Annotated in this window: 24 protein-coding genes; 15 read left to right on the forward strand and 9 right to left on the reverse strand. The window is 66.4% G+C overall.

Annotation, left to right across the window (positions count from 1 at the left end):
* The first annotated feature begins 58 nt into the window (after window positions 1–58).
* The 9 genes from AWJ14_RS09475 to AWJ14_RS09515 all read left to right on the forward strand — a co-directional run bounded on the left by AWJ14_RS09475 (window position 59) and on the right by AWJ14_RS09515 (window position 9414).
* Entirely contained in the window at window positions 59–2299 is a 2241-nt protein-coding gene (locus tag AWJ14_RS09475) for a RelA/SpoT family protein (protein WP_066177858.1), read from the forward strand.
* Window positions 2300–2490: 191 nt separating this feature from the next.
* On the forward strand, window positions 2491–3102 hold the full coding sequence (locus AWJ14_RS09480) for a DUF2062 domain-containing protein (protein WP_066177860.1): 612 nt from the start codon (window positions 2491–2493) through the stop codon (window positions 3100–3102).
* The gene (gene acpS, locus AWJ14_RS09485) at window positions 3099–3500 is read left to right on the forward strand and encodes a holo-ACP synthase (RefSeq protein ID WP_066177862.1); all 402 of its coding nucleotides are present in this window, start codon (window positions 3099–3101) and stop codon (window positions 3498–3500) included. Before AWJ14_RS09480 ends, acpS begins: the two co-directional genes overlap by 4 nt.
* A gap of 154 nt (window positions 3501–3654) precedes the next feature.
* Window positions 3655–4401, forward strand: a complete 747-nt coding sequence (gene lepB, locus AWJ14_RS09490; protein ID WP_066177864.1) for a signal peptidase I — start codon at window positions 3655–3657, stop codon at window positions 4399–4401.
* On the forward strand, window positions 4398–5123 hold the full coding sequence (gene rnc, locus AWJ14_RS09495; protein WP_066177866.1) for a ribonuclease III: 726 nt from the start codon (window positions 4398–4400) through the stop codon (window positions 5121–5123). The genes lepB and rnc overlap by 4 nt, the downstream gene beginning before the upstream one ends.
* Window positions 5116–6054, forward strand: coding sequence for a GTPase Era (gene era, locus AWJ14_RS09500; RefSeq protein WP_066177868.1), 939 nt, complete (start codon window positions 5116–5118; stop codon window positions 6052–6054). The genes rnc and era overlap by 8 nt, the downstream gene beginning before the upstream one ends.
* Window positions 6055–6071: 17 nt before the next feature.
* Complete coding sequence (recO, locus tag AWJ14_RS09505) at window positions 6072–6842, forward strand: DNA repair protein RecO (RefSeq protein WP_066177870.1); 771 nt, start codon at window positions 6072–6074, stop codon at window positions 6840–6842.
* The gene (locus AWJ14_RS09510; protein WP_066177873.1) at window positions 6839–7348 is read left to right on the forward strand and encodes a PaaI family thioesterase; all 510 of its coding nucleotides are present in this window, start codon (window positions 6839–6841) and stop codon (window positions 7346–7348) included. Before recO ends, AWJ14_RS09510 begins: the two co-directional genes overlap by 4 nt.
* 143 nt (window positions 7349–7491) lie before the next feature.
* Window positions 7492–9414: a PhoX family protein gene (locus AWJ14_RS09515; protein ID WP_066177875.1), complete on the forward strand. Its 1923-nt coding sequence runs from the start codon at window positions 7492–7494 to the stop codon at window positions 9412–9414.
* Between the two features lie 96 nt (window positions 9415–9510).
* Here the strand turns inward: AWJ14_RS09515 and AWJ14_RS09520 are convergent, their stop codons facing one another.
* Window positions 9511–10746 carry an MFS transporter gene (locus tag AWJ14_RS09520; protein WP_066177877.1) on the reverse strand — a complete coding sequence of 412 codons (1236 nt, stop codon included), beginning with the start codon at window positions 10744–10746 and terminating at the stop codon, window positions 9511–9513.
* 298 nt (window positions 10747–11044) lie between these two features.
* Here AWJ14_RS09520 and nadA point away from each other — a divergent pair, with 298 nt between their 5' ends.
* The 4 genes from nadA (at window position 11045) to AWJ14_RS09540 (ending at window position 16670) form a co-directional block, all read left to right on the forward strand.
* Window positions 11045–12124 carry a quinolinate synthase NadA gene (gene nadA, locus AWJ14_RS09525; protein ID WP_066177878.1) on the forward strand — a complete coding sequence of 360 codons (1080 nt, stop codon included), beginning with the start codon at window positions 11045–11047 and terminating at the stop codon, window positions 12122–12124.
* Window positions 12125–12176: 52 nt separating this feature from the next.
* Entirely contained in the window at window positions 12177–13778 is a 1602-nt protein-coding gene (locus AWJ14_RS09530; protein WP_066177880.1) for an L-aspartate oxidase, read from the forward strand.
* Entirely contained in the window at window positions 13775–14650 is an 876-nt protein-coding gene (gene nadC / locus AWJ14_RS09535; RefSeq protein ID WP_066177882.1) for a carboxylating nicotinate-nucleotide diphosphorylase, read from the forward strand. Before AWJ14_RS09530 ends, nadC begins: the two co-directional genes overlap by 4 nt.
* A gap of 109 nt (window positions 14651–14759) precedes the next feature.
* Entirely contained in the window at window positions 14760–16670 is a 1911-nt protein-coding gene (locus AWJ14_RS09540; RefSeq protein WP_066177884.1) for an SLC13 family permease, read from the forward strand.
* 114 nt (window positions 16671–16784) lie between these two features.
* Here AWJ14_RS09540 and AWJ14_RS09545 read toward each other — a convergent pair whose 3' ends face one another.
* The 3 genes from AWJ14_RS09545 to AWJ14_RS09555 all read right to left on the reverse strand — a co-directional run bounded on the left by AWJ14_RS09545 (window position 16785) and on the right by AWJ14_RS09555 (window position 20513).
* A complete protein-coding gene (locus AWJ14_RS09545; RefSeq protein WP_066177886.1) occupies window positions 16785–18407 on the reverse strand; it encodes a BCCT family transporter in 1623 nt (540 codons plus the stop codon).
* Window positions 18408–19029: 622 nt separating this feature from the next.
* Entirely contained in the window at window positions 19030–20019 is a 990-nt protein-coding gene (locus AWJ14_RS09550) for an NUDIX hydrolase (protein ID WP_066177887.1), read from the reverse strand.
* A 5-nt stretch (window positions 20020–20024) separates the two neighbouring features.
* On the reverse strand, window positions 20025–20513 hold the full coding sequence (locus AWJ14_RS09555; RefSeq protein WP_245304192.1) for a tyrosine phosphatase family protein: 489 nt from the start codon (window positions 20511–20513) through the stop codon (window positions 20025–20027).
* Window positions 20514–20866: 353 nt separating this feature from the next.
* Between AWJ14_RS09555 and AWJ14_RS22985 the strand changes: the two genes are divergently transcribed.
* Window positions 20867–20989 (forward strand): hypothetical protein, encoded by a 123-nt coding sequence (locus AWJ14_RS22985; protein WP_280949310.1) that lies wholly within the window; start codon window positions 20867–20869, stop codon window positions 20987–20989.
* Window positions 20990–21153: 164 nt separating this feature from the next.
* Here the strand turns inward: AWJ14_RS22985 and ygfZ are convergent, their stop codons facing one another.
* The 5 genes from ygfZ to AWJ14_RS09580 all read right to left on the reverse strand — a co-directional run bounded on the left by ygfZ (window position 21154) and on the right by AWJ14_RS09580 (window position 24246).
* Window positions 21154–22014 (reverse strand): CAF17-like 4Fe-4S cluster assembly/insertion protein YgfZ, encoded by an 861-nt coding sequence (gene ygfZ / locus AWJ14_RS09560; protein ID WP_066177889.1) that lies wholly within the window; start codon window positions 22012–22014, stop codon window positions 21154–21156.
* A 125-nt stretch (window positions 22015–22139) separates the two neighbouring features.
* The gene (locus AWJ14_RS09565) at window positions 22140–22895 is read right to left on the reverse strand and encodes a hypothetical protein (protein WP_066177891.1); all 756 of its coding nucleotides are present in this window, start codon (window positions 22893–22895) and stop codon (window positions 22140–22142) included.
* A 37-nt stretch (window positions 22896–22932) separates the two neighbouring features.
* Window positions 22933–23202: a hypothetical protein gene (locus AWJ14_RS09570; RefSeq protein WP_066177894.1), complete on the reverse strand. Its 270-nt coding sequence runs from the start codon at window positions 23200–23202 to the stop codon at window positions 22933–22935.
* A gap of 93 nt (window positions 23203–23295) precedes the next feature.
* Window positions 23296–23724 (reverse strand): TIGR02301 family protein, encoded by a 429-nt coding sequence (locus AWJ14_RS09575; RefSeq protein WP_066177895.1) that lies wholly within the window; start codon window positions 23722–23724, stop codon window positions 23296–23298.
* Between the two features lie 75 nt (window positions 23725–23799).
* Window positions 23800–24246 carry an NUDIX hydrolase gene (locus AWJ14_RS09580; protein ID WP_066177896.1) on the reverse strand — a complete coding sequence of 149 codons (447 nt, stop codon included), beginning with the start codon at window positions 24244–24246 and terminating at the stop codon, window positions 23800–23802.
* Window positions 24247–24283: 37 nt separating this feature from the next.
* On the opposite strand from AWJ14_RS09580, the gene AWJ14_RS09585 reads away from it, so the two are divergent.
* Window positions 24284–25078 (forward strand): SOS response-associated peptidase, encoded by a 795-nt coding sequence (locus AWJ14_RS09585; RefSeq protein ID WP_066177898.1) that lies wholly within the window; start codon window positions 24284–24286, stop codon window positions 25076–25078.
* The last annotated feature ends 2 nt before the right edge of the window (window positions 25079–25080 follow it).

A 25080-nucleotide genomic window follows, 5' to 3' on the forward strand; every position in this document is an offset into this window, starting at 1 on the left:
GGAACAATGCGCCGGTCGTTCGATTCGGCGCATTTTCTTGTCGTGGAGTGTCATTGCGATGATGCGTCAGTACGAACTCGTCGAGCGCGTGCAGAAATACAAACCCGATGTCAACGAGGCCCTGCTCAACAGGGCCTATGTCTACGCCATGCAGAAGCACGGCAAGCAGACGCGGGCGAGCGGCGATCCCTACATTTCGCATCCGCTGGAAGTGGCCGCGATCCTGACCGAGATGCGGCTCGATGAATCCACCATCGCCGTGGCGCTGCTGCACGATACGATCGAGGACACCACCGCCACGCGCGCCGAGATCGACGAATTGTTCGGCGAGGACATCGGCCGGCTGGTGGAGGGGCTGACCAAGATCAAGAAGCTCGACCTGGTCACCAAGCGCGCCAAGCAGGCGGAGAACCTGAGAAAGCTCTTGCTCGCGATCTCCGACGACGTGCGCGTGCTCTTGGTCAAGCTCGCCGACCGGCTGCACAACATGCGCACGCTCGAGCACGTGCCGCCGGAAAAGCGCGCCCGCATCGCCGAGGAGACCATGGATATCTATGCGCCGCTGGCCGGGCGCATGGGGATGCAGGAGATGCGCGAGGAGCTCGAGGAGCTCGCCTTCAAGAACATCAATCTCGAAGCCTATGAGACGGTGACCGGCAAGCTCGCCGAACTGTCCAAGCGCAACCGCGACCTGATCCACACCATCGAGGACGAGCTCTCCGCGCTGTTTGCCCAGGAGGGGTTGAAGGCCACCGTCAAGGGACGGCAGAAGAAGGCCTATTCGGTGTTCCGCAAGATGCAGTCGAAGTCGCTCTCCTTCGAGCAGCTGTCGGACGTGTTCGGCTTCCGCATCATCGTCGACACCGAGGCCGAGTGCTACCGGGCGCTCGGGATCGTGCATATGCGCTGGTCGGTGGTTCCGGGGCGGTTTAAGGACTATATCTCGACGCCCAAGCAGAACGACTACCGCTCGATCCACACCACCATCGTCGGCCCGTCGCGGCAGCGCGTCGAGCTGCAGATCCGCACCGGCCTGATGCAGGAGATCGCCGAACGCGGCGTGGCCGCGCACGCGCTCTACAAGGATGCCGCGACCGGGAGCGACGCTGCGCTGCTGTCCAAGGACTCGCGCGCCTATTCCTGGCTGCGCCAGACCATCGAAGCGCTTTCGGTGGGCGACAATCCCGAGGATTTTCTCGAACACACCAAGCTCGAACTGTTCCAGGACCAGGTGTTCTGCTTCACGCCCAAGGGGCAGCTGATCGCGCTGCCGCGCGGCGCCACCCCGATCGATTTCGCCTATGCGGTGCACACCGATATCGGCGACACCTGCGTGGGCGCCAAGATCAATGGCCGCATCATGCCGCTGGTGACCCGGCTTGCCAATGGCGACGAGGTCGAGATCCTGCGCTCGGGTGTGCAGGTGCCGCCGCCCGCCTGGGAGGAGATCGTCGTCACCGGCAAGGCCCGCGCCGCCATCCGCCGCGCCACCAGGGCCGCGGTGCGCAAGCAATATTCCGGGCTTGGCATGCGGATTCTCGAACGCACCTTCACCCGCGCCGGCAAACCGCTCTCGCGCGAAGGCCTGAAGCCGGTGCTCTACCGTCTGGGCCACAAGGAGGTCGAGGACATGCTCGCCGCCGTCGGGCGTGGCGAGCTGGTCTCGGAAGACGTGTTCAAGGCGGTCTATCCCAATCACCAGGAAACCCGGGTGTCGCCGCGCAAGCCCGCCGACGAGGGCTGGTTCAACCTGCGCAGCGCCGCCGGCCTGATCTTCAAGCTGCCGGGCCTCAACAAGTCGCAGAAGGCGAGCACCACCAGCCGCAAGATCGGCCCCGACCCGGACATGGACGCGATGCCGATCCGCGGCATGGACGACAATTCCGTGGTCCGCTTCGGGCCCGGCGGCGCGGTTCCCGGAGACCGGATCGTCGGCATCCTGGAGCCGGGCGCGGGTATCACCGTCTACCCGATCCAGTCGCCTGCCTTGACCAGATTCGACGACGAGCCCAATCGCTGGATCGATATCCGCTGGGATATCGACGAGAACAACCGCAACCGCTTTCCCGCGCGCATTCTCGTCACCGCCATCAACGCGCCGGGAACGCTTGCCGAGGTGGCGCAGGCGGTGGCCACCAGCGAAACCAATATCCAGACCCTGTCGATGGTCCGCGTCGCGGCCGATTTCACCGAGATGCTGATCGATCTTCAGGTCTGGGACCTGAAGCACCTCAACCAGTTGATCGCCCAGATCAAGGATCTGGGATCGGTGTCGACGGTCGAAAGGGTCTATGAATGATCGCGCGGGACGCCAGCCGGGGAGGGCCGGCGTCCGCGCCTGACGCTCCCCGGTTTCGGGGGAAGCTTTTTTTACCAGTTCTTCGCTGTTGTCGTGCATAGTCGGTCCCGGACCCTGACGAGGACGGGTTCTCGCGGGAAACGCTTTGCGTTGACTTACGACTGACACAATGTAGGGGGAGAACGGCGCAGATGCTGTTTCGTCGCCGCAAACCACAGGGATTTCTCGACCGGGTGCGTACCGCGCTCTGGCCGCGCAGATCCTTTGGCCGGTCGTTCCAGTACTTCGTCAAGCGGGTGCTGCGGCTGACCGCCACGCCGCATGCGATTGCCGCCGGGGTGGCGGCGGGGGTGTTTGCCTCCTGGACGCCGTTGCTCGGATTTCATTTCGTGCTGGCCTTTGCGATCGCCTATGTGCTCGCGGGCAACATGGTGGCCGCCGCGCTCGGCACCGCCTTCGGAAATCCGCTGTCGTTCCCCTTCATCTGGGCCTCCACGCTCAAGCTCGGAAACCTGCTGATCGGGATCGAGACCGGCGCCCATCACAAGCAGATCGATCTCGAAGCGCTGCTCGGGCGGCTCGACATCAGCCAGCTGTGGGACCCGGTGCTCAAGCCGATGCTGATCGGCGCGGTTCCGCCGGGCATCATCACCGGCATCGGCTTCTACATCGTCACCTATTGGGGCGTGCGCGCGTTCCAGGCGCGCCGCAAATCGCGGCTCGCTGCCCGCGCCAAGGCCCGGATCCAGGAGCTGGCGGCGGCGCGGCGCGAGCGGACGGCCGACAGGGCCACGCGCGCATGATCATCGGAATAGGCAGCGATCTGGTCGATATCCGACGGATCGAGAAGACGCTGGAGCGCCACGGGGAACGCTTCACCCACAGGTGTTTCACCGAGGTCGAACGGCAGCGCTCGGACCGGCGCGCGACGCGGGCCGCCTCCTACGCCAAACGGTTCGCGGCCAAGGAGGCCTGCTCGAAGGCGCTCGGCACCGGGCTGTCGCAGGGCGTGTTCTGGCGCGACATGGGTGTGGTCAACCTGCCCGGCGGCAAACCCACCATGCAGCTTTCCGGCGGCGCCGCCGAACGGTTTGCCGGCCTGCTCCCCGAGGGCATGAAAGGCGTCATTCATTTGACAATTACCGATGATTATCCGATGGCGCAGGCCTTCGTGATCATCGAGGCCTTGCCCGGCGCCTGAAACGGCGGGGCAGGGCGGGCGCAAAGGCCACGGCCGAGAGCCGGTTTGCAGCACTTTTCCCCGGACCGGCCGGAGTTCGGCGGGCGGTGTTGCGGCGGGCGATGCAAACCGTTAGAGAAAGCGCATCCGCGCCCCTAGCTGAGGAATCCTACGCGTGTCAGAAACAACGAAGAACCCGTCCAGCGGCCTGTGGGAAAACGTCAAGGTGCTGATCCAGGCGCTGCTGCTCGCCGTCGTCATCCGCACCCTGCTGTTCCAGCCGTTCAGCATCCCCTCGGGATCGATGATGGAAACGCTGCTGGTGGGCGACTACCTGTTCGTGTCGAAATATTCCTACGGCTACAGCAAATACTCGCTTCCCTTTTCGCCCGACCTGTTTTCCGGCCGGATCTGGAGCAGCAACCCCGAGCGCGGCGACGTCGCCGTGTTCCGGCTGCCGAGCAATCCCAAGGTCGACTACATCAAGCGCGTGATCGGGCTTCCCGGCGACCGCGTGCAGGTGACGGACGGCGTGCTCTACATCAACGGCGAGGCGGTCAAGCGCGAACTGGTCGGCAACTACACGCCGGAGGGACGCTACAACCAGGGCACCGATGTCCCGGTCTACAAGGAGACGCTGCCCAACGGGGTGAGCTACACCACGCTCGACATCAATCCCAATTCGCCGGGCGATAACACGCGGGAATTCGTCGTGCCGGAAGGCCATTATTTCATGATGGGCGACAACCGCGACAACTCGCTCGACAGCCGTTTCGACGTCGGCTACGTGCCGCTCGAAAATTTCGTGGGCCGGGCGACGATCATCTTCTTCTCGATCGCCGAGGATTCCTCGCCGCTTGAGATCTGGAAATGGCCGACCGACCTCCGGCTCGGCCGGTTCTTCAAATCCGCGCAGCGATGAAGCGGGCGCAAAAGAAGTCGGCGGAGGTCTTTGCCCGGGTCGAGGAACGGATCGGCCACCGGTTTGCCGATCATGACCGGCTGGAGCGTGCGCTCACCCATGCGAGCCTGCGCAGTCCCGCGCGCGGGAATTACGAACGGCTCGAATTCCTGGGCGACCGTGTGCTGGGCCTGTGCGTGGCGGAGCTTCTGTTTTCGCAGTACCGCGAGGCCAGCGAAGGCGAATTGTCGGTCCGGCTCAACCAGCTGGTGAGCGCGCAGACCTGCGCCCAGGTCGCCGACGAGATCGGCCTGCACGAGTTCATCCGCACCGGCTCGGAGATCAAGAAGCTGACCGGCAGCCGCATGGTCAATGTGCGCGCCGACGTGGTGGAATCGCTGATCGCGGCGATCTATCTCGATGCCGGGCTCGAGGCGGCGCGCAATTTCATTCACGCCCACTGGAAAGCGCGCTCGCTGGCCGATGACGGAGCCCGTCGCGACGCCAAGACGGAATTGCAGGAATGGGCTCACGCCCGCTTCGGCGTGACGCCGTCCTACCGGGTGACGAGCCGCACCGGCCCCGACCATGATCCGGTGTTCCGGGTCAGCGTCGAGGTGGACGGTACCGCGCCCGCCAGCGGTGAAAGCAGGTCCAAGCGCGCGGCCGAGCAGGCGGCCGCGACAGCGCTTCTCGAACGCGAGGGCGTCTGGCAGCCCGGCACAGGAAACAGACATGACTGACACACCCGAAACCGAAGACCACCAGCCCGATCCGCAGACGCCCACCCGGTCGGGTTTCGTCACGCTGATCGGCGCCCCCAATGCCGGCAAGTCGACGCTGATGAACCAGCTGGTCGGCGCCAAGGTGTCGATCGTGTCGCACAAGGTGCAGACCACGCGCGCGATCGTGCGCGGCATCGCCATCCACGAGCGCACCCAGGTGGTCTTCATCGACACGCCCGGCATCTTCGCGCCCAAGCGCCGGCTCGACCGGGCGATGGTCTCCTCGGCCTGGGGCGGCGCCAAGGATGGCGACCTGGTGCTGGTGATGATCGATGCCGAACGCGGCATCAAGGGCGACGCCGAGGCGCTGCTCGACGCGCTTGCCGACGTGCACCAGCCGAAGATCCTGGTTCTCAACAAGATCGACCAGGTCAAGCGCGAGACGCTGCTGGCGCTGACGGCGGCCTGCAACGAGAAGGCCCGGTTCTCCGAAACTTTCATGATCTCCGCGCTCAACGGCTCTGGCTGCACCGACCTGATGGATTATCTCGCGCGCACGCTGCCCGAAGGGCCGTGGTACTACCCCGAAGACCAGATCTCGGACCTGCCGATGCGCCAGCTCGCAGCCGAGATCACCCGCGAGAAGCTTTACCTGCGCCTGCACCAGGAGCTGCCCTACGCCTCGCATGTCGAGACCGAGCGCTGGGAAGAGAAGAAGGACGGCTCGGTCCGGATCGAGCAGGTGATCTATGTCGAGCGCGACAGCCAGAAGAAGATCGTGCTCGGCCACAAGGGCGAGACCATCAAGGCAATCGGCCAGGCCGCGCGCAAGGAGATCTCCGAGATCCTCGAGCAGAATGTTCACCTGTTCCTGTTCGTGAAAGTGCGCAGCAACTGGGGCAACGATCCCGAGCGCTATCGCGAGATCGGGCTTGAATTTCCGCAGTGAGCGGGCAAAGTCTGCCGATGGAATGGCGCGACGAGGGAATCATTCTCGGTCTGAGGAAGCATGGCGAGACCTCGGTGATCGCCGAGGTGATGACGCGCGCGCATGGAAGGCACATGGGCATCGTCCGCGGCGGCCGCTCGAAAAGGCTGCAGCCGGTGCTCCAGCCGGGCAATTCGGTGGACCTCGTCTGGCGCGCCCGGCTTGACGAGCATCTGGGCCAGTACCAGGTCGAGCTTCTCAACGCGCGCGCCGGTCACCTGATGCAGAGCGCCATCGGCTTGCACGGCGTGCAGACCATGGCGGCCCTGCTGCGGCTTCTGCCCGAACGCGATTCCCACCCGCGGCTGCACGACGCCTTCGCGATCATCCTCGACAGTTTCGATGCGCCCGAACAGGCTGGCGCGCTTTACGTGCGCTTCGAACTCGCGGTGCTCGAGGACCTGGGCTTCGGGCTCGATCTGAGTGCCTGTGCCGCCACCGGCGTGCGCTCCGACCTGGTCTATGTGTCGCCCAAATCGGGTCGTGCGGTCTCTTCCGGGGCCGGGGCGCCCTGGGCTGACAGGCTCCTGGCCTTGCCGGGCTTCCTCACCGACCGCGACGTGCCCTGCAGCGATGCCGGGGCGCTGGCCGAGGCGTTTCGCCTGACCGGCTATTTTCTCGACCGGCATGTGTTCGAGCCGCGCGGCATCGCCCGGCCGGTCAGCCGCGAGAGTTTTTGCGCGGCGGCGGTGCGCGCCTTGCCCGAAAGGGGCGAGAGCCCAGCGCGGGCGGTTGAGGCAATCACGTGAGCGGCGGCGCCGACGCCTCGAAGGGCCAGCGCTTTACCGGCGTGATCCCGCTTGATGTGGTCGCGCGCGAGGGCGGGCTTTCGGTGATGCGCGGCATGCTCGAAGGCCGACTGCCGGGTGCGACCATGGCGCGGACCCTGAACTTCCGGCTGACGCGCGTGGAGGAGGGGCTTGTCGCCTTTTCCGGCGCGCCGACCGCCGATCACCTCAATCCGCTCGGCTCGGTCCATGGCGGCTGGGCGGCGACGATCCTCGATTCGGCGCTCGCCTGCGCGGTGATGACGACGCTGCCGCCGGGCGAGGGTTACACCACCGTCGAGTTCAAGCTCAACCTCACCCGCCCGATGGCGCCGGACATGGAAGAGGTCAGCTGCGAGGGGCGGGTGGTGCATCGCGGCAGGACGCTCGCCACATCGGAGGCCTTCCTGCGCGACGCGTCCGGCAAACTCCTGGCGCATGGCACCGAGACCTGCGCGATCTTCCCGATCGAAAAGCTCTCGCGCTGAGGCGGCATTCGCGGCGTTGAGGCGGTCTCCCACGGGGCGCAGGGGCGGTTGAGCATCTGTCTCCGCCCGGTCACAAAGATGTAAAGGGGGTGTCACACCTCCGCGTTATCAACTTGGGGCCATTCCGAACAGTGGGGTCTTCCATGGAAAACGTGAGCATCACCGAATTGTCCGCCGATGCGTGGGACGAACTGAAATTTCCGCGCCCGACCGAGCACGATTTCGATCATGTCGTCGAGCGCGCGCTCTCCCGCCGCGGCTTTCTCGGCGGCCTGCTGGTCATGGGCTCGGCAGCGGCCGTGTTCGGCACCACAGGTCTCAAGGCCTCGACGGCGCTTGCCGGCCAGCAGAGCCGGTTTGCCTTCACGCCGATCGCGGCGCAGACCGACAGCACCGTGCATGTGCCGGAAGGCTATAGCTGGAAAACGCTGGTCTCCTGGGGCGATCCGCTGTTTTCCGATGCACCGGCCTTCGACCCGGAGACGGGCGTGCCGACGGAGGGCTCGGACCGCGTGTTCGGCGAAAACACCGACGGCATGGAGCTGTTCCTGATCGGCGACAGGCAGGTGCTCGTCGTCAACAGCGAATACACCAACAACAAGCTCAATCTCGCCGGCAATGCCGAAGGCGTTCCCGCTTCGGCCGACGAGGTGCGTCGCCTGCAGCAGTTCCAGGGCGTCAACATTCTCGAGATCGCCGAGCAGGCGGACGGCTGGAAGGTGGTGGTCGACAGCCCGTTCAACCGCCGCATCCACCACAACACGCCGATGCGGATTTCCGGCCCGGCAGCGGGCCACGCCCTTCTCAAGACCGCAGAGGATCCGAGCGGAACAGCCTCGCTCGGCACGTTCAACAACTGCGGCTCCGGCAAGACCCCGTGGGGCACCTACCTGACCTGCGAGGAAAACTTCAACGGCTATTTCGGCGCGACTGCCGAGGTGCCGGCGGACGACGCGCTGCGCGCCGGCTACAAGCGCTATGGCATCAGCACCGAGATCGAGCCGGGCCGCTACAACTACCATGGCTTCGACGCGCGCTTCGATGTCTCGAAGACGCCGAACGAGCCGCATCGCGCCGGCTATGTTGTCGAGATCGATCCGGCCGACCCGAGTTCGACGCCGGTGAAACGAACCGCCCTCGGCCGCTTCAAGCATGAAAACGCCGAATGCGTGATCGCCGCCGACGGGCGCGTCGTCGTCTATCTCGGCGATGACGAGCGCGGCGAATTTCTCTACAAATGGGTGTCGCGCGACATCTATGTGCCGGGCGGAGACACCTCCACGCTGCTGGATGAGGGCGTGCTTCACGTCGCCAGGTTCAACGACGACCAGACCGGAAGCTGGATCGCGCTGACGGAAGACAGCACCGGAATGCCGGCGGCGGAGATCGCCGTCTTCACCCGCATGGCGGCGTCGAAAGTCGGTGCGACCACCATGGACCGACCCGAATGGGTGGCCGTCAATCCGGTCTCGATCGAAGCCTATTGCTGCCTGACCAACAATTCCCGCCGCGGCGTCAGGAACGAGGACGGGACGATGCGCACCAATGCCGGCGGCGATGCGATGGGCGTCAATGCGGTCAACCGGCGCGAGAAGAACGACTACGGCCAGATCGTGCGCTGGCGCCCGGCGCGCAACGACCATGCAACCAACGTGTTCGAATGGGACCTCTATGTGATGGCCGGCAATCCGGCTGTTCACGCGGAGGGGCCGATGGCCGGCTCCGCCAATGTCAATGATGGCAACCTGTTCAATTCGCCCGACGGTATGGCGATCGACTCCACCGGCCTGATCTGGATACAGACCGATGGCGACGACAGCAACGAGGGCGACTTTGCCGGCATGGGCAACAACCAGATGCTGGCGGGCGACCCGGTGAGCGGGGAGCTCCACCGCTTCCTGACCGGCCCGAATGGCTGCGAAGTCACGGGCCTGTGCTGGTCTGCCGACCGGCGGACGATGTTCGTCGGCATCCAGCATCCGGGCAAGGGCTTCCCCGATGCCGAGGGGCTGCCGCGCTCGTCGATCGTCGCCGTCAAGCGCGACGACAACGCGCTTGTGGGGTGATCCAAGCCCCTCTGGCTGGTAATGCGGAGGCCGGGCGATGCCCGGCCTTTTGCGGGGTGTGATCCCCGGCGTCGGGGGCTTCAGGTGCGGGCCGTCCTACTCCGCTGGCATCAGTGCCGGGCGGATGACGGCACGTTCCTGGATCGGCCAGTGGACGACGGCCGCGAACAGGCCGAGCGCCACGCCCAGCCACCAGACCGGGTCGTAGGTGCCGAACAGGTCGTAGAGATAGCCGCCCAGCCAGACGCCGAGGAACGAGCCGACCTGGTGCGACAGGAAGACGATGCCGCCAAGCATGCCGAGATAGCGGGTGCCGAACATGATGGCGACAAGCGCGTTGGTCGGCGGCACCGTCGACAGCCACAAGAGCCCCATGACGATGGCGAAGACGATCACCGAGGCGCCGGTCTGCGGCAACAGCAGGAATGCGGTGACGGCGACCGAACGGGCCAGGTAGATCCAGACCAGCGACATGGTCTTGGAATAGCGCTGGCCGATATAGCCCGAGGCCAGCGAGCCGATGATGTTGAAGAAGCCGATCAGCGCCAGCGACAGCACGGCATAGCTGCTGTCGATGCCGATGTCGCGCAGATAGGCCGGGAAATGGGCGGTGATGAAGGCCACCTGAAAGCCGCAGACGAAGAAGCCGGTGACCAGCAGCACATAGCTCTTGTGGCCGAGCGCCTCGCGCAGGGCGTGGCCGATCGACTGCTGGTATTGCGCCGCCGACTGCGTGCCGGAACTGGAATTGCCGCGCAGCGGGATCGCCAGGAACGGGATGATGAACATCATCGCCGCCATCCAGACCAGGGCTTCCTGCCAGCCATAGGCATCGATCAGCGCCTGGCTCAGCGGCGCGAACACGAACATGCCGGCAGACCCGGCAGCGGTGCCGATGCCGAAGGCCATCGAGCGGCGCTCGGGGGCCACGTTGCGCGCGAAGGCGGCAAGCACGATGCCGAACGAGGCGGAGGCGATGCCAAGCCCCACCAGCACGCCGCCGCCGATATAGAACCAGCCCGGGCTCGGCGCCACCGACATGATGAACAGGCCCGCGGCATAGAGCAGCGACGACAGCGCCAGCACCTTCCAGGTGCCGAACTTGTCGGCAATGACCCCGAACACGGGTTGGCCGAGCCCCCAGAACAGGTTCTGGATCGCCATGGCGAGCCCGAAGGTGGTGCGGTCCCAGCCGGTGTCGGCGAGCATCGGCAGCTGGAAGAAGCCCATGGCCGAGCGCGGGCCGAAGGACATCAGCGCGATCAGGCCGCCGGCGGCGATGATCAGCAGGGGCAGGGGTGGCGGGGTGGATGCGGAACGGTTCTCGGACATCGGGGGCTCCAGAGCTGGGAGGCGACTTTAGCCAATGTCATCTCCGGGACAAGTGCTTTCGTTTGAACATAAGGATCATCGAAATTGATGGGTCGCGGCTGCGCCATCACCGGCGTCGAAGGGTTGGCGCGGCTGCCCGTGCGGCAGGGGCGGTTCTGTCCCATGCAAGGGTGCGGCAATTGCCTCGCTTGCAATCATGGCCGCAACATCTTATGTGGAGGGTAACCCGGCAGTGCCGGGTTTCTTTTGGACCCGATTATGCTCAATCTGAGCATAATGTGAAATGGGGAGGGGTACCATGACCCGGTTGCAGACACGGACGGCCGCGCAGGCCAGGGCGGGAGTGATGAGCGCTGCGGAACGGTTCGGGGTGATGGAACGCCCGGAATTGAAATACACGCCCGCCGTGGCGCGGGAAACGGCGCATCTTTACGAGCGCGTGCGCCAGCATATCCCGGAAATTGAATGGCCGGTCTATGCGCCTTACGTGCATGCGATCAACCGGATCAAGAAGGAACGCGGCGCCGCGATCCTCGCGCACAACTACCAGACGCCGGACATCTTCCACTGCGTGGCCGACATCGTCGGCGATTCGCTGCAGCTGGCGCGCGAGGCGACGCTGGTCGATGCCGAAATCATCGTCCAGTGCGGCGTGCATTTCATGGCCGAGACCTCGAAACTGCTCAATCCGGAGAAGACCGTGCTGATCCCGGACGTGAAGGCCGGCTGCTCGCTGTCGGAATCGATCACCGGCGCCGATGTGCGGCTGCTCAGGGAGCGCTATCCCGGCGTGCCGGTGGTCACCTATGTCAACACCTCCGCCGAGGTGAAGGCCGAGACCGACATCTGCTGCACCTCGTCCAACGCGGTCGCCGTGTGCGAAAGCTTCGCCTCCGACACGGTGCTGTGCATCCCCGACGAATACCTGGCGATGAATGTCGCCAAGCAGACGAAAAAGAAGATCCTGACCTGGAAGGGCCACTGCGAAGTGCATGAGCGCTTCACGGCCGACGAACTGCTCGCGTACAAGGAAGCCGACCCGACGATCGAGATCATCGGCCATCCCGAATGCCACCCGGACGTGATCGCGGTCTGCGACTATTCGGGCTCGACCGCCGGCATGATCAACTACGTCAAGGACACGCGGCCCGCCCGGGTGCTGCTCGTCACCGAATGCTCTATGGCGTCGAACGTCCAGAGCGAGGTCGAGGGCGTCGACTTCATCAAGCCCTGCAATCTCTGCCCGCACATGAAGCGCATCACGCTCCCCAAGATCCTCGACAGCCTGCTCGGCATGACCGAGGAAGTGCTGGTCGACCCGGCGATCGCCGGCCGCGCGCGGCTTGCCGTCGAGCGGATGATCAATCTGAAGAACTGACGAACAGGCCTTCCGGCCCCGTCTGCCAGCCGCACCAGCAGGGAGCATGCCCATGGCATCCACAGCGATCGCCGTCCACCGTCCGCAGGCAATCAAGCGTCCGGATGAGATCATCATCATCGGCGGCGGCTTGGCCGGGCTGTTCTGCGCGCTCAAGCTTGCGCCCAAGGCCGTGACCGTGCTGGCCGCCGCTCCGATCGGCCGCGGTGCGTCCTCGGCCTGGGCACAGGCGGGCATCGCCGCCGCGGTGGCCCCGGGCGATACCGTCGAAAGCCATGTGCACGACACCATCGTCGCCGGTGACGGCATCGTCGACGAGGCGATCATCCGGATGATGACGTCGGAAGCCGCGGACCGGATCCACGATCTGCTCGGCTATGGCGTGCCGTTCGACCGCGATCTCGAAGGCCGGCTCGAAGTCAGCCGCGAGGCGGCGCATTCGCAGAGCCGGGTGGTGCGGGTCCGGGGCGACATGGCCGGCCGCGCGATCATGGAGGCGCTGGTGGCCTCGGTGCGCAAGACGCCCTCGATCCGGGTGCTGGAAGGCTATGTCGCCGAGGACCTGATCGTCGAGGACGGGCGGGTGACCGGCGTGGTCGCGCGCGATCATACCGGCAGCGGCACGGTGCACCGGATCGGCGGCTCGAACGTGGTGATGGCCACCGGCGGCGTCGGCCATCTTTACCAGGTCACCACCAATCCCAACGAGGCGCGCGGTGGCGGCATCGGCATGGCCGCCCGCGCCGGCGCGCGGATGGCGGACATGGAGTTCGTGCAGTTTCACCCGACCGCGATCGATGTCGGCAAGGACCCCGCGCCGCTTGCCACCGAAGCGCTGCGCGGCCATGGCGCCACGCTGCACAACACGGCGGGCGAACGCTTCATGGTGCCGCTCCACCCCGATGCCGAACTTGCGCCGCGTGACGTGGTCGCGCGCGGGATCTTCGCCGAGGTGCGCGCGGGCAGGGGCGCCTTTCTCGATTGCCGCACGGCGGTGCCGGGCTTTGCCGAGGAATTTCCCACGGTCTACGGCTATTGCCGCGAGGCGGGGATCGACCCGGCCTCGGACATGATCCCGGTGGTCCCGGCAGCGCATTACTTCATGGGCGGGATCTGGACCGACATCGACGGCCGCTCCTCGCTGCCCGGTTTCTGGGCCTGCGGCGAGTGCAGCTCCACCGGCGCGCACGGCGCCAACCGGCTGGCCTCGAATTCGCTTCTCGAGGCGGTGGTGTTTTCGGCGCGCATCGCCGAGCGCCTGAAGGCCGAGATCGGTCCAGATGCGCCGAAGGACTGGCAGGACGGCTCGGTCACCTCGTCCGAGCATCTGGTCGAGAAGGACCATCCGAACATGACGGTTCTGAGAAAGACCATGAGCGCCAATCTCGGCGTGCTGCGCGATGCCGACGGCATGCGCGTGGCGCTCAGGACCATCATGCGGCTCGCACGCGAGAGCCATTCGCTGCGGTTCGACAATGTGCTGACCACCGCGAAGCTGATCGCGGTCTGCGCGCTCAACCGCACCGAAAGCCGCGGCGGGCATTTCCGCACCGATTGTCCCGAGGCCGAGGACGACTGGAAGCGGCGCACGCTGGTCACGCTGGACCAGGCCGACGCCATCATTCCCGATCTCATGGAGATGTCCGCGCTATGACCAAGGCCCTTGCCCCCGACCTGCCGGAACTTTTGATCGAGGAGCAGGTGCGTCACGCGCTTCTCGAAGATCTCGGCCGCGCCGGCGACATCACCACCAGCGCCACCATCGGCCCCGACCGTCAGGCGACCGCGCTGATGAACAGCCGTGAGGCGGGCGTGATTGCCGGCCTGCCGCTGGCGCGCGCGGCCTTTCGGCTGATCGACCCGGCGATCCGCTTCGAGGCGCTCGCGACCGATGGCGCCCGCGTCGCGCCGGGAACCCCGATCGCGCGTATTTCGGGGCCGGCGCGCGGGCTCCTGTCGGCCGAACGGGTGGCGCTCAATTTTCTCATGCACCTGTCGGGCGTCGCCACCCACACCGCCCGCTTTGCCGAGGCCATCGCCCATACCTCGGCCAGGGTCACCTGCACGCGCAAGACGCTGCCCGGCCTGCGCGGCGTCGAGAAATACGCCGTGCGCTGCGGCGGCGGCTCCTCCCACCGCTACGGCCTCGACGACGCGATCCTGATCAAGGACAACCATATCGCGGTGGCGGGCGGCATTGCCCAGGCGCTTGCCGCGGCCAAGGCCTATGCCGGCCATCTGGTCCGGATCGAGATCGAGGTCGACACGCTCGCGCAATTCGCCGAAGTGCTCGAAACCGGTGCCGATGTCTGCCTTCTCGACAATATGGGCCCCGACATGCTGCGCAAGGCGGTTGCCATGAACCTTGCCGCGCCCGGCGGCCCGATCGTGCTCGAGGCCTCGGGCAATGTCAGTCTCGACACCATTGCAGCCATCGCCGAGACCGGCGTCGACTACATCTCGACCTCGAAGATCACCATGGCCGCACCGACGCTCGACATCGGGCTCGATATCGACATCGCCTGAGGCGCGGGCCGGGCGAACCGCGCGCGGGCGCTCGACAATCCGGTTCCCCGATGGATCTATTTGATCAAGCAAGCATTATGCTAGTCGATTGATCCACAAGGACCGCCCCATGACCACCCCGCAAATCCTGATCTTCGCCATCCTCGTCGCCGCGGTCTGCCTGTTCCTGTGGGGACGGTTGCGCCACGACGTGGTGGCGCTTGCCGCACTGATGGCCTGCGTGGCGGTGGGGCTGGTGACGCCCGAATCCGCGTTTCTCGGCTTCGGCCACCCGGCGGTGATCACCGTGGCCTGCGTGCTGATCCTGAGCCAGGGGCTGCAGGCCACCGGCGCCGTCGACTGGCTGGCGCGGGGCGTGCTGCCGCGCAATGCCGGGCGGCTGGTGAGCCTGTTGTCGCTGATGTGCCTGGGCGCCGCGCTGTCGGGCTTCATGAACAATGTCGGCGCCATGGCGCTTCTGATGCCGGTCGCGATCCAGCTGTCGGGCCGGATCGATCTCACCCCCGGGCAGGTGCTGATGCCGCTCGCCTTCGGCACGGTGCTCGGCGGCATGACCACGCTGATCGGCACGCCGCCGAACCTGATCGTGTCGGGCTTCCGCGCCGAAGCCGGGCTCGGACCCTATCGGATCTTCGATTTCACGCCGGTCGGGCTCGCGGTGGCGGCGGTGGGCGTGGTTTTCATCGCCCTTGCCGCCTCTCGGCTGGTGCCGGCGCGCAAGCCTTCCAATCTCAAGGGGTTCGAGACCGGCGCCTATCTCACCGAACTCAGGGTCCCCGACAAAAGCAAGGCGGTTGGCCTGACCCTCAACCAATTCGAAAGCGAGATCGAGGAGAGCGGGGCGCAGATCGTGGCGCTGGTCCGCAACGACCTGCGCATCAATGCGCCGCATCGCCGCTACCGGATCCGCAGCGGCGACATTCTGGTGATGGAGGCGGAGGTCGAGGGGCTTGCCGAGGCGGTTTCGGTGTTCGACATTCATCTCGAGGAAAAGGGGTCTTCGCAGGAGCGCGACCGGGAAGCCGAGGCGTCGGAGGCGGAGGCATCGCCATCCGCCGGCAAATCCTCCGCGCTTCGCAAACAGGCCGCAGCGGCGGCAGAGGGCGAGGCGAAAGATGACGCCGCCGCCGAGACCGGCCCCGACACCGAGCTCGGGCCGGATGACGATCTGGTGTTGCGCGAGCTTGCGGTGCTGCCCGGCTCCTCCATCGTCGGCCGATCGGCGAGCGACCTGCGGCTGCGCACCCGGTATGGGCTCAATCTCCTGGCCGTCTCGCGCAACGGCATGGCCCCGAAGGCGCGGCTGCGCACGCTCAAACTCCGCTCCGGCGACCTGCTCCTGATGCAGGGGCCGCAGGTGGTGGTCTCGGAATTTGTCAACGAAACCGGATGCGTGCCGCTGGGCGAGCGCGAATTGCGCATCCCCGACAAGCGCATGGCGCTGATTGCCGCGGCGATCATGCTGTGCTCGGTGCTGCTGGTCACGTTCGGCGTGCTGCCGGCCGCCCCCGCCTTCGCGCTCGGCGTGCTGGCGACCATGCTGTTCCGCACCGTGCCGCTGCAGCAGATCTACACCGCCATCGACTGGCCGGTGATCGTGCTGCTGGCGGCGCTGATCCCGGTGGCGGAGGCGATGCAATCGACCGGCGCCGCCGATCTGCTTGCGCGGTTTCTGGTCGACAGCATCGCCCAGGGCAACCCGGTGGCGGCGCTGGCGGTGGTGCTCATCACCACCATGTTCCTGTCCGACGTGATGAACAATGCGGCGACGGCGGCGGTGCTGTGCCCGATCGCGATCGGCATCGCGGCGACGCTCGACGTCAATCCCGACAGTTTCCTGATGGCGGTGGCGATCGGTGCGTCCTGCGCGTTCCTGACCCCGATCGGGCACCAGAACAACACGCTGATCCTCGGTCCCGGCGGCTTCCGCTTCAGCGATTACTGGAAGCTCGGGCTGCCGCTCGAGGCGCTGGTGGTGGCGGTCAGCCTGCCGCTGCTGCTGCTGGTCTGGCCGCTCTGAGGCGAACCAGCCAACCGCTGATCCGGGCCGCGAAACTGCCCGCAGATGGATAGAAAAGAGGCCGCCCGAGGGATCGGGCGGCCTCTTGGTTTGCATTGCTCGTTGGATCGCCTGTCAGCGCGGCTCGCTGTGCAGGCCCTTGAGGATCGCGAAGCAGGCGAGCAAGAGCACGATGGTGAACGGGAAGCCCGTCGACACCGCCATCGCCTGAAGCGCGCCGAGACCGCCGCCCAAAAGCAGGGCGATTGCCACCAGGCCCTCGAAGCTTGCCCAGAACACGCGCTGCGGCACGGGCGCATCGACCTTGCCGCCGGCGGTGATCGTGTCGATCACCAGCGAGCCCGAATCCGAGGAGGTGACGAAGAACACGATCACCAGCACGATGGCGATGAAGGAGGTGATCTGCTGCAGCGGCAGCGCCTCGAGCATGGCGAACAGCTTGAGTTCGAGCGGCGAGTCGACGACGACCTGGTAGCCCTCGTTGACGAGCTGGTCGATGGCGGTGCCGCCGAACACGGTCATCCAGAACACCGAGACCAGCGAGGGGATGATCAGCACGCAGGTGATGAATTCGCGCACCGTGCGGCCGCGGCTGACGCGGGCGATGAACATGCCCACGAACGGCGACCAGGAAATCCACCAGGCCCAGTAGAAGGCCGTCCAGCCCTGGCGGAAATTGTCATCCGTGCGGCCGAAGGGGTTGGAGAGTTCCGGGAGATAGCGGGCATATTCATAGAGATTGTGGAAGAAGCCCGTGAAGATCGCCATGGTCGGACCGACCAGCAGCACGAAGACGAGCAGCAGGGCGGCAAGCACCATGTTGATCTCCGAGAGCCGCTTGACGCCGGCATCGAGGCCGGCCACGACCGACAGGAGCGCCACGCCGGTGATGCAGACGATCAGCACCACCTTGGAAACGTCGGTGACGGGAATGCCGAAAATGTGGTTGAGGCCGGCATTGGCCTGCTCGGCGCCGAAGCCGAGCGAGGTGGCCAGGCCAAACAGCGTGGCAAACACCGCCAGCGTATCGATCACATGGCCGGTCCAGCCCCAGACGCGTTCCCCGAAGATCGGGTAGAACACCGAACGCATCGTCAGCGGCAGGCCCTTGTTGTAGGCAAACAGCGCCAGCGCCAGCGCGACCACGGCATAGATCGCCCAGGGGTGCAGGCCCCAGTGAAAGATGGTCGCGGCCATGCCGAGATCGCGCGCTTCGGCATTGTTGCCGGCGGCGCCGCCGAGCGGCGCCCAGCTGTCTGCCGTGCCCGCGCCTTCGGCCACCGAACTGGAGAAATGCGAGATCGGCTCTGACACGCCGTAGAACATCAGCCCGATGCCCATCCCGGCGGCGAACAGCATGGCGAACCAGCCGGAATAGGAATAATCCGGTGTCGCTTCCTTGCCGCCGATGCGCACCTTGCCGTAGGGCGAGACGATCAGGAACAGGCACAGCAGCACGAAAATGTTCGCGGCGCTGAGGAAGAACCAGTCGAAGGTTCCCGTGAGCCAGTCGCGCAGGTCGCCGAAGGCCGTGCCGGCACTTTCCTGGAAGGCGAGCGTCAACAGCACGAAGGCGATGATGGTCAGTCCGGAAATGGCAAAGACCGGATTGTGGATGTCGAGGCCGAACGGCCCGATGGATGTGGAATAGTTGTCCTGGCCGATCTCATACTCTGTGTCGATGAGATTGGCCGGCCCCTCTGGGGCAGGAATGCCCTGGTCGCTTACGTCTGTCATGAAATGTCCCTCTTGGTTTTAAAGTTCGGCGCAGACGGGGCCGGCTTTTGCCGTGATCCCCCTTGCGCTTCCTGATGGCCCGGCACCGGGCCGGATCACCCGCTATGCCGTTCGACCCGGGTCATGACCGGGGCGCGCCTTGGCGATGAAGGCGGTTCGCTGGTCCCCCGCGTTCCGCCTCCGTCCGTCAGTCCGGTCTGCCCAGGATATGTCGCAAACAGGCGACGCCATCCTGAAAGCGACAGGAACCTAGCCTGACGGTGTCCCGAATGCAAACCGCTCCCCCATGATTTTCCCGGGCCTTGGGGCGCGTTTTCATCAACCTCTCAATTCAAGATGCCGGTCAAAGTGCCGGCTGCAAGATCGGGCGGCCGTCTCCAATCCACATCCCGTCGCCGCGAAGCAATTGCGCTGAGGCAGGAGGACTGTCTGTCTGGCCTGAACATGAACTAGCGCGGGGAAGCTCTTGATCAATACGAACGGCATGCAGAATCCCGGATGGGATCTTCAACGCAGGGCACTGGAAACACTTGGCCGGCCGAAGGCGCACCGGCGGCTGCATGCAGGGCCGGCGAGATCGGGTCGCAAGGACGTGTCGGGAAACCGGGAGGTGCGGCGGCGGCTAGCCGCGGCCACCGAGCCTCAGGCCGGGGGCGGGGCGCTCTTCCAGGATCTTGGCGCGGAAGCGGTAGAGCGCGGCGGGGCGGCCGCCGGTGGCCGAACTCGTGGCGCCGGTGGGCTCGACCAGCTCGGCGCCCTCGACCAGGCGGCGGAAGTTCTGCTTGTGCAGATGCCGGCCGGAGATCGCCTCGACGGTGGTCTGAAGATCCGTCAGCGTGAATTCCGGCTGCATCAGCTCGAAGATCACCGGGCGGTACTTGATCTTGGCGCGCAGGCGCTGCACCGCGGTGGCGGCGATGCGGCGGTGGTCGAAGCGCATGGCCCGACCGAGCGGCGACTCGAGCCCGGTGGTGGCCACGCGCTGGTCGGCGACGGCCTCGGCCAGAAGTCCCGCCTCATACAGCAGCTCGTAGCGGTCGAGCACCCGTTCCTCGTCCCAGGGAAAGTCGTTGAGGCCGAAGGCGAGCCGGATGCGGGCCATGCGGCTCGGGTTGCGCGGCCGGGCGACCGGTTCCTCGGCCCAGGGCAGCAGCCGCGGCAGAATCGCGGTGTCGAGCATCGCCGGGCGCCCCTCGCGCCAGTCCTCCCAGGGAAACAGCTCGTACCAGTCGCGCCAGCGCGCGCCGGTGGCAGCGAGCGCCTCCGGGTTTTCCGCGTCCGCCCGGGTCAGGGCCAGGTAGCCCACCGAGACCAGATGCGGCTTTTCCCCGCCGTGCAGATCGTCGCCGGGCATGTGCCGGCCGCGGTCGCCGAAGGTGTAGAGCTGCTCGACATAGCCCAGATTGAGCGCGGTCTGGCTTTCCACACTGTCGCGCAGGCTCGCCTCGAAAGTGCGGTGGCGCACCGGATCGAACGGGCCGAACGGCAATCCGTCGGCCGGTCCCGCGCCCGGCACCTCCGGCACCGCGAGAATGCTCGGGGTGCGATGCGTGACCGCGACGATCGCGGCATCGAGTCCGATGCGCAGGGGCGGAAGGCGGCCGGGCTCCATCGTGCTCAATCCGTGCCGGCCGGCAGCGGGCGGACAGGAAGCTCGTCGCCGGGCTTGATGGCGAAGGCAAAGCAGTCGCCCTCGAAGGCATCGGCGCCGCGGCCGATGGCGTGGATCGCCCGGATGAACCGCCCGTCGCGGCCGAGCAGCGCGTCGCCGATCTCGACCAGCCGGCGATTGGGTGAAATGAAGGGCGAGGCAAGGCGCAGCCGCTCGGCCAGCGCCATCTCGTCCTGATCCGGCTCGACCGCCAAGGCTGCGATGGCGGCGGCGGCGGGAGAGCGCGAAATCCCCAGCCAGCAATGCACCAGCAGCGGCGCGCGCCGGTCCCAGGAGCGGGCGAATCGGATCAGGCGGTCGACATGCGCCTCGTCGGGCGCCGTCAGCCCCTCGCGCAATTCGGAAATGTCGTTGACGCCGAGCTTCAGGTGGCGCCCCGGGTCGATCACGCCGGGCCGGTGAAAATCCTGGTGCTCCGCAAGAAGGCTCACCATTTCCCGCGCCTTGTGGATGACGGCGGCCTGGGCGATCTGGTTGAGACATCTCCAGTTCCTCGAACCGGCGCAGGAACAGCGCCTGCACCTCCGAGGCCGGCCGCGGCGCGATATCGAGCATGTCGGGCGAGATGCCGCGCGGCGCGCCGAAGAAGGAACGGGCTTCACGGTCGGAAAAGCCCGCGAGTTCGGTGGCTTCGAAATAGGCGGCGATCCGGTCGGCGCGCTTGATCAGCGCCTTGAGCGGGGCGGGAAGGGCGGGCGGCAGCCCGAAGCGCAAATGAATGGCGGCCTCCAGCCGCGCCTCCACCGTCTTGTAGCCGCCGCCGACCACCGCCTTGAACGGCGAAATCATGTCGCCGATCACATATTCGGGCGCATCGTGCAGCAGCGCGAGCATCAGCGTGTCGGGGGTGGCGGTGGTAAGCCGGCCCGCCACCGTCTCGACGATCAGCGAATGCTGGGCCACCGAGTAGGCATGGTCGCCGCGGGTCTGGCCGTTCCAGCGCGCCACGCGCGCGAGCCCGTGGGCGATGTCGGAAATCTCCACGTCCAGGGGCGACGGGTCGAGCAGATCGAGCCGCCGGCCCGAGAGCATGCGCTGCCAGGCCCGCGCGGCCTTCTGTGCGGGCGGCACGGGTCAGGCGTCCCGGGCGCCGGCCTCGGCGCTGTCGAAGCTCAATCCGCTCCAGGCCGGCAGTGCCAGTTCGACCGGAATGCCCGCGACCGTGAGCTCCGTGCCTTCCGCCAGCGCATCGGCGACCCGGTCGGTGCGCACGATCGCAAGCCCCGCCTTGCCGACGACCGTTCCGAGTGTTCCGACCGGCTTGTCGCCGGCAAGCACGCTGGTCTGCGAACTCGCATCCGCGGGCAGCGCGGTCTCGGCGCTCACCATTGCGACGCGGCGCCTCGCGGTGCCGCGATGGTGCATGCGCGAGACCACTTCCTGGCCGACATAGCAGCCCTTCTTGAAGTCGACGCCGCCGGTCTTGTCCATGAGCACGTCATGGGGAAACACGTCCGAGAGCGTGAAATCGGTCCCCGATTCGGCAACGCCATGGGTTACTCGCAGCGTCTCCCAATCGGCGCGCGCGGCATCGATCACGGCGCCGCTGCCGTAAAGCCGCCAGACATGGGCCTCTTCGGGAAAGCGCCTGTCGGCGAGCGCGCCTTCGGGCGCTCCGCCGTCCCAGCCGGCAATCACCTGTGTCTCGGTGTCCTGTGCGATGGTGACTGCCGCGCGCAGCTTGTAGAGCGTGAGCCTGCGGACGAAATCGTCTGCGCAGTCGGCGCGGACATCGCAGACATAGGCGGCCTCGCCCGACCGCGAGATCAGGAAATCGAACAGGATCTTGCCCTGCGGGGTCAGCAGCGCTGCAGGGCGGGCCTCCTCGGGCGGCAGCGTTTCCACATTCGCGGTGATCAGGTTCTGCAGGAAATGCTGGGCGTCGGCGCCGTCCACACGCAGGATTTTCCGGTCGGAAAGGACTATGGCTGGCACGATGGGGCACTCCGGATCAGTCAGGGCAGGATGTTTCCTGATAGGTAGGCTGTCGCACCGCAGCGGGCAAGGGCAGGGTGATGCCGCAGACGCGCCGGGGCGGCACCGCCTGGCGGGCGCTGGCGTCAGTCTCCGGCCATGAAAAAGCGCCACTCACCCTCGGGCGAAATGCCGACCCGGTAGAAATTATAGGCGCCATAGGCCTTCATGTCCTCGACATCGCCGGCGGTGACGAGCCGGAGCAGCTCCACCTGTTGCGGCGGGGTGAGCGAATCGAGCGGCATGGCGGCGAAATAGGGCCACAGATAGGTTTCGCCCGGTTCATCGGCATCGACCCGCACGAAGCCGGTGTTGAGAAGGTCGATCAGGATCGCCAGGATCTCCTGGCCCGCCCCGTCGCCGGAGATCGAGCGCAGATAGTCGACCGGGTCGGAATCGATGTCGCTCAGGGCCAGTTGCGTGGCGGTGGGGCCGGAGCCGAGCAGGGCGCGCAGGTTTTCGATCTCGCCGCTGGAGGCCGCTTCGATGATGAGTTCGCGCATCCGCCGCGCGGGTTCGGGCAATTGGGTGGGATCGGTGAGGATCTCGACCGGGGCTGCGTCGGCAGCGTCCGCGGGTTCGGTCACGGCCGGGGTCGGCTCGGGCTGGGGGCGAATGATCGGGGCAGGCGCGGGCAGGCCGCCGTCACTGCCGGTCAGGGGCTCATCGAGCGGCGGGCGGGTGTCCTTGGGGGCCTCTTCGGCGGCAGGCGGCGCCACTTCCTTCAAGTCACTCAGCGCCTGGGCGGCGGTGAGCTGAAAGCTGGCTGCCAGAACAAGCACAAGGGCGCCCGCGATCGCGTTTCGGCCGGTACGCCCGTCGCGCTTGCGCCTGTTGATCACGTCTGTTCCCCGTGGCTGGTCGTGATGATTTCCGGCCTTACTGTAGCACACGTTCGGGGGAGAATTCACCGGCGAGGATGCGTTCCCTGAGCGATTCCAGCAGCGCTTCGGCCTGATCCTCGCCGAGCACCCGCACCGTTTCGCGGATGGCGGTGATCATGGCGGCATCGGCGATGATCTCCGGCTCGATGCCGTCGGCCGTGCTTTCGGCCCAGGCATCGTGCTGAAACTCAAGCGCCACCTGAAGCTTTTCCTGGACGATCATGTCGTCGAGTTCTTCGGGCGTATGCGGTGTGGGATAGGTCATTCAATCCAACTCTTGCTTACCAGGGCATTAACGAGCCTAGCACGGGTTGAGCCGTTCCGGCACGGGGCTGCGTCGAAATCGGTTAACAAAGCCCTAATTTCCATAGCGGGAAACGATTTCCGCCACAAGTGTTGCGCCTTCGCGACGGTAGCGCTCCTCCGCCACGACCGCGGCGTCGGTACAACTGGTATAAACGGAGGCAAAGGCGCGGTAGCCGCGGTTGTAGCCGGCGGTCAGCTGCTCGCGCCGGTCGGCTTCGCCCGCCGTCTCGCTGTCGAGCAGCGCCTGCATGCTGTCGCGCCAGTCGCTTTCGCCTTCCGAATTGCACAGGTTGCGCAGGTACTGGACCGAGCCCAGGATTTCGGCGAGTCGCAGGAGCCGCGGCTCGTAGGCCGGCGGTGGGAGGTTCGGCACCGCCACAGTCGCCTCCTGCTCCGTTTCCTGGGCGCGCACGGGCACGCCGCCGCTGACGAGGAGAGCGGTCAACGCAACGGTCAGGATCGGCGCGAGGGTGCGGAACATGTGCGTTGCATACACCAAGAACCGGCCCGATGTAATCCCGGCCTGGCGCGGCCGCGCGACGTGATTGAGAGATGGCTAACGCAGCTTGTCGACGCCCTGCGCCAGCATCTCCATACAGGTCACCATGCTCTCGGGCACGGGCAGGGAGCGCACCTCCTCGGGGCTGAACCAGCCCACTTCGCGGGCGTCGTCGTGCGCGACCGCCTCGCCCCCGGGATCATCGGCCAGGAAGACGGTCAACAGGAAAGGCTGGGAGGCGGAGCCGCCTGAGGCGCTGCCGCCGAGATCGAACCGCGCGAACGCGCGTGGATTGGAAGCCCTGAGCCCCGTCTCTTCCTCGAGTTCGCGCAGTGCCGCGTGCTCGAGCGATTCGCCCGGATCGACCCGGCCGCCGGGAAAGGCATACATGTGCTGGGCCGGCGGATTGGCGCGCAACACCAGAAGGAAGCGGCCGTCGCGCTCGACTGCCACCGAAACCGCGAGCGCCGGTTGCGGGGAGGGTGTATTGGCCGTGCGCGTCATTCTTGACCCTGCCTGTGTCCTCGGTCATGGATGGGCAATGTGTGGACGTTTTTCCCTGACCGCAACCCCTCGGGAGGTGCAGGAGCCGTTCGGGCTCGAGGAGATCGAGGATTTCCCGGCGCGCTACAACATTGCGCCGACCCAGCCGATCCTGATCGTGGCCGCCGACCGGCCGCGCGCCGAGGGCGACAACCGCACCGACCGGCGGGCACTGCTCGCGCGCTGGGGCCTGCTTCCGGGCTGGGTCAAGGACCCGGCAGACTTTCCGCTGCTGATCAATGCCCGCGCCGAGACCGCCGCCGAGAAGGCCTCGTTCCGCACCGCGATGCGCCACCGGCGGGTGCTGATTCCGGCCTCCGGCTTCTATGAGTGGCATAGGCCGCCCAAGGTCTCGAAGCAGAAATCGACCCCGTACTGGATCAGGCCGACGGGTGGCGGCATCGTTGCCTTCGCGGGGCTGATGGAAACCTATATGAGCCCGGACGGGGCGGAGATCGACACCGCGGCGATCCTGACCGTCGGACCCAACCGGGAGATGGCGCCGATCCACGACCGCATGCCGGTGGTGATCGCGCCCGAGGATTTCGCGCGCTGGCTCGACTGCCTCAACCAGGAGCCCAGGCATGTGGCCGATCTGATGGTGCCTGCCGCGGACGGCTGTTTCGAGGCGGTCCGCGTCTCCGACCTTGTCAACAAGGTTGCCAATACCGGGCCGGAGGTGCAGAAGCCTGCGACCGGTCCCGAACCTGACGCCATCCCGGCAAGGGCCGCGCAAAAGCCGAAGAAAGCCAAACCCGCCGATAGTGCTCCCGACCAGATGAAACTGTTCTGACC

Source organism: Parahoeflea olei (assembly GCF_001703635.1).
GTDB classification, from domain to species: domain Bacteria; phylum Pseudomonadota; class Alphaproteobacteria; order Rhizobiales; family Rhizobiaceae; genus Hoeflea; species Hoeflea olei.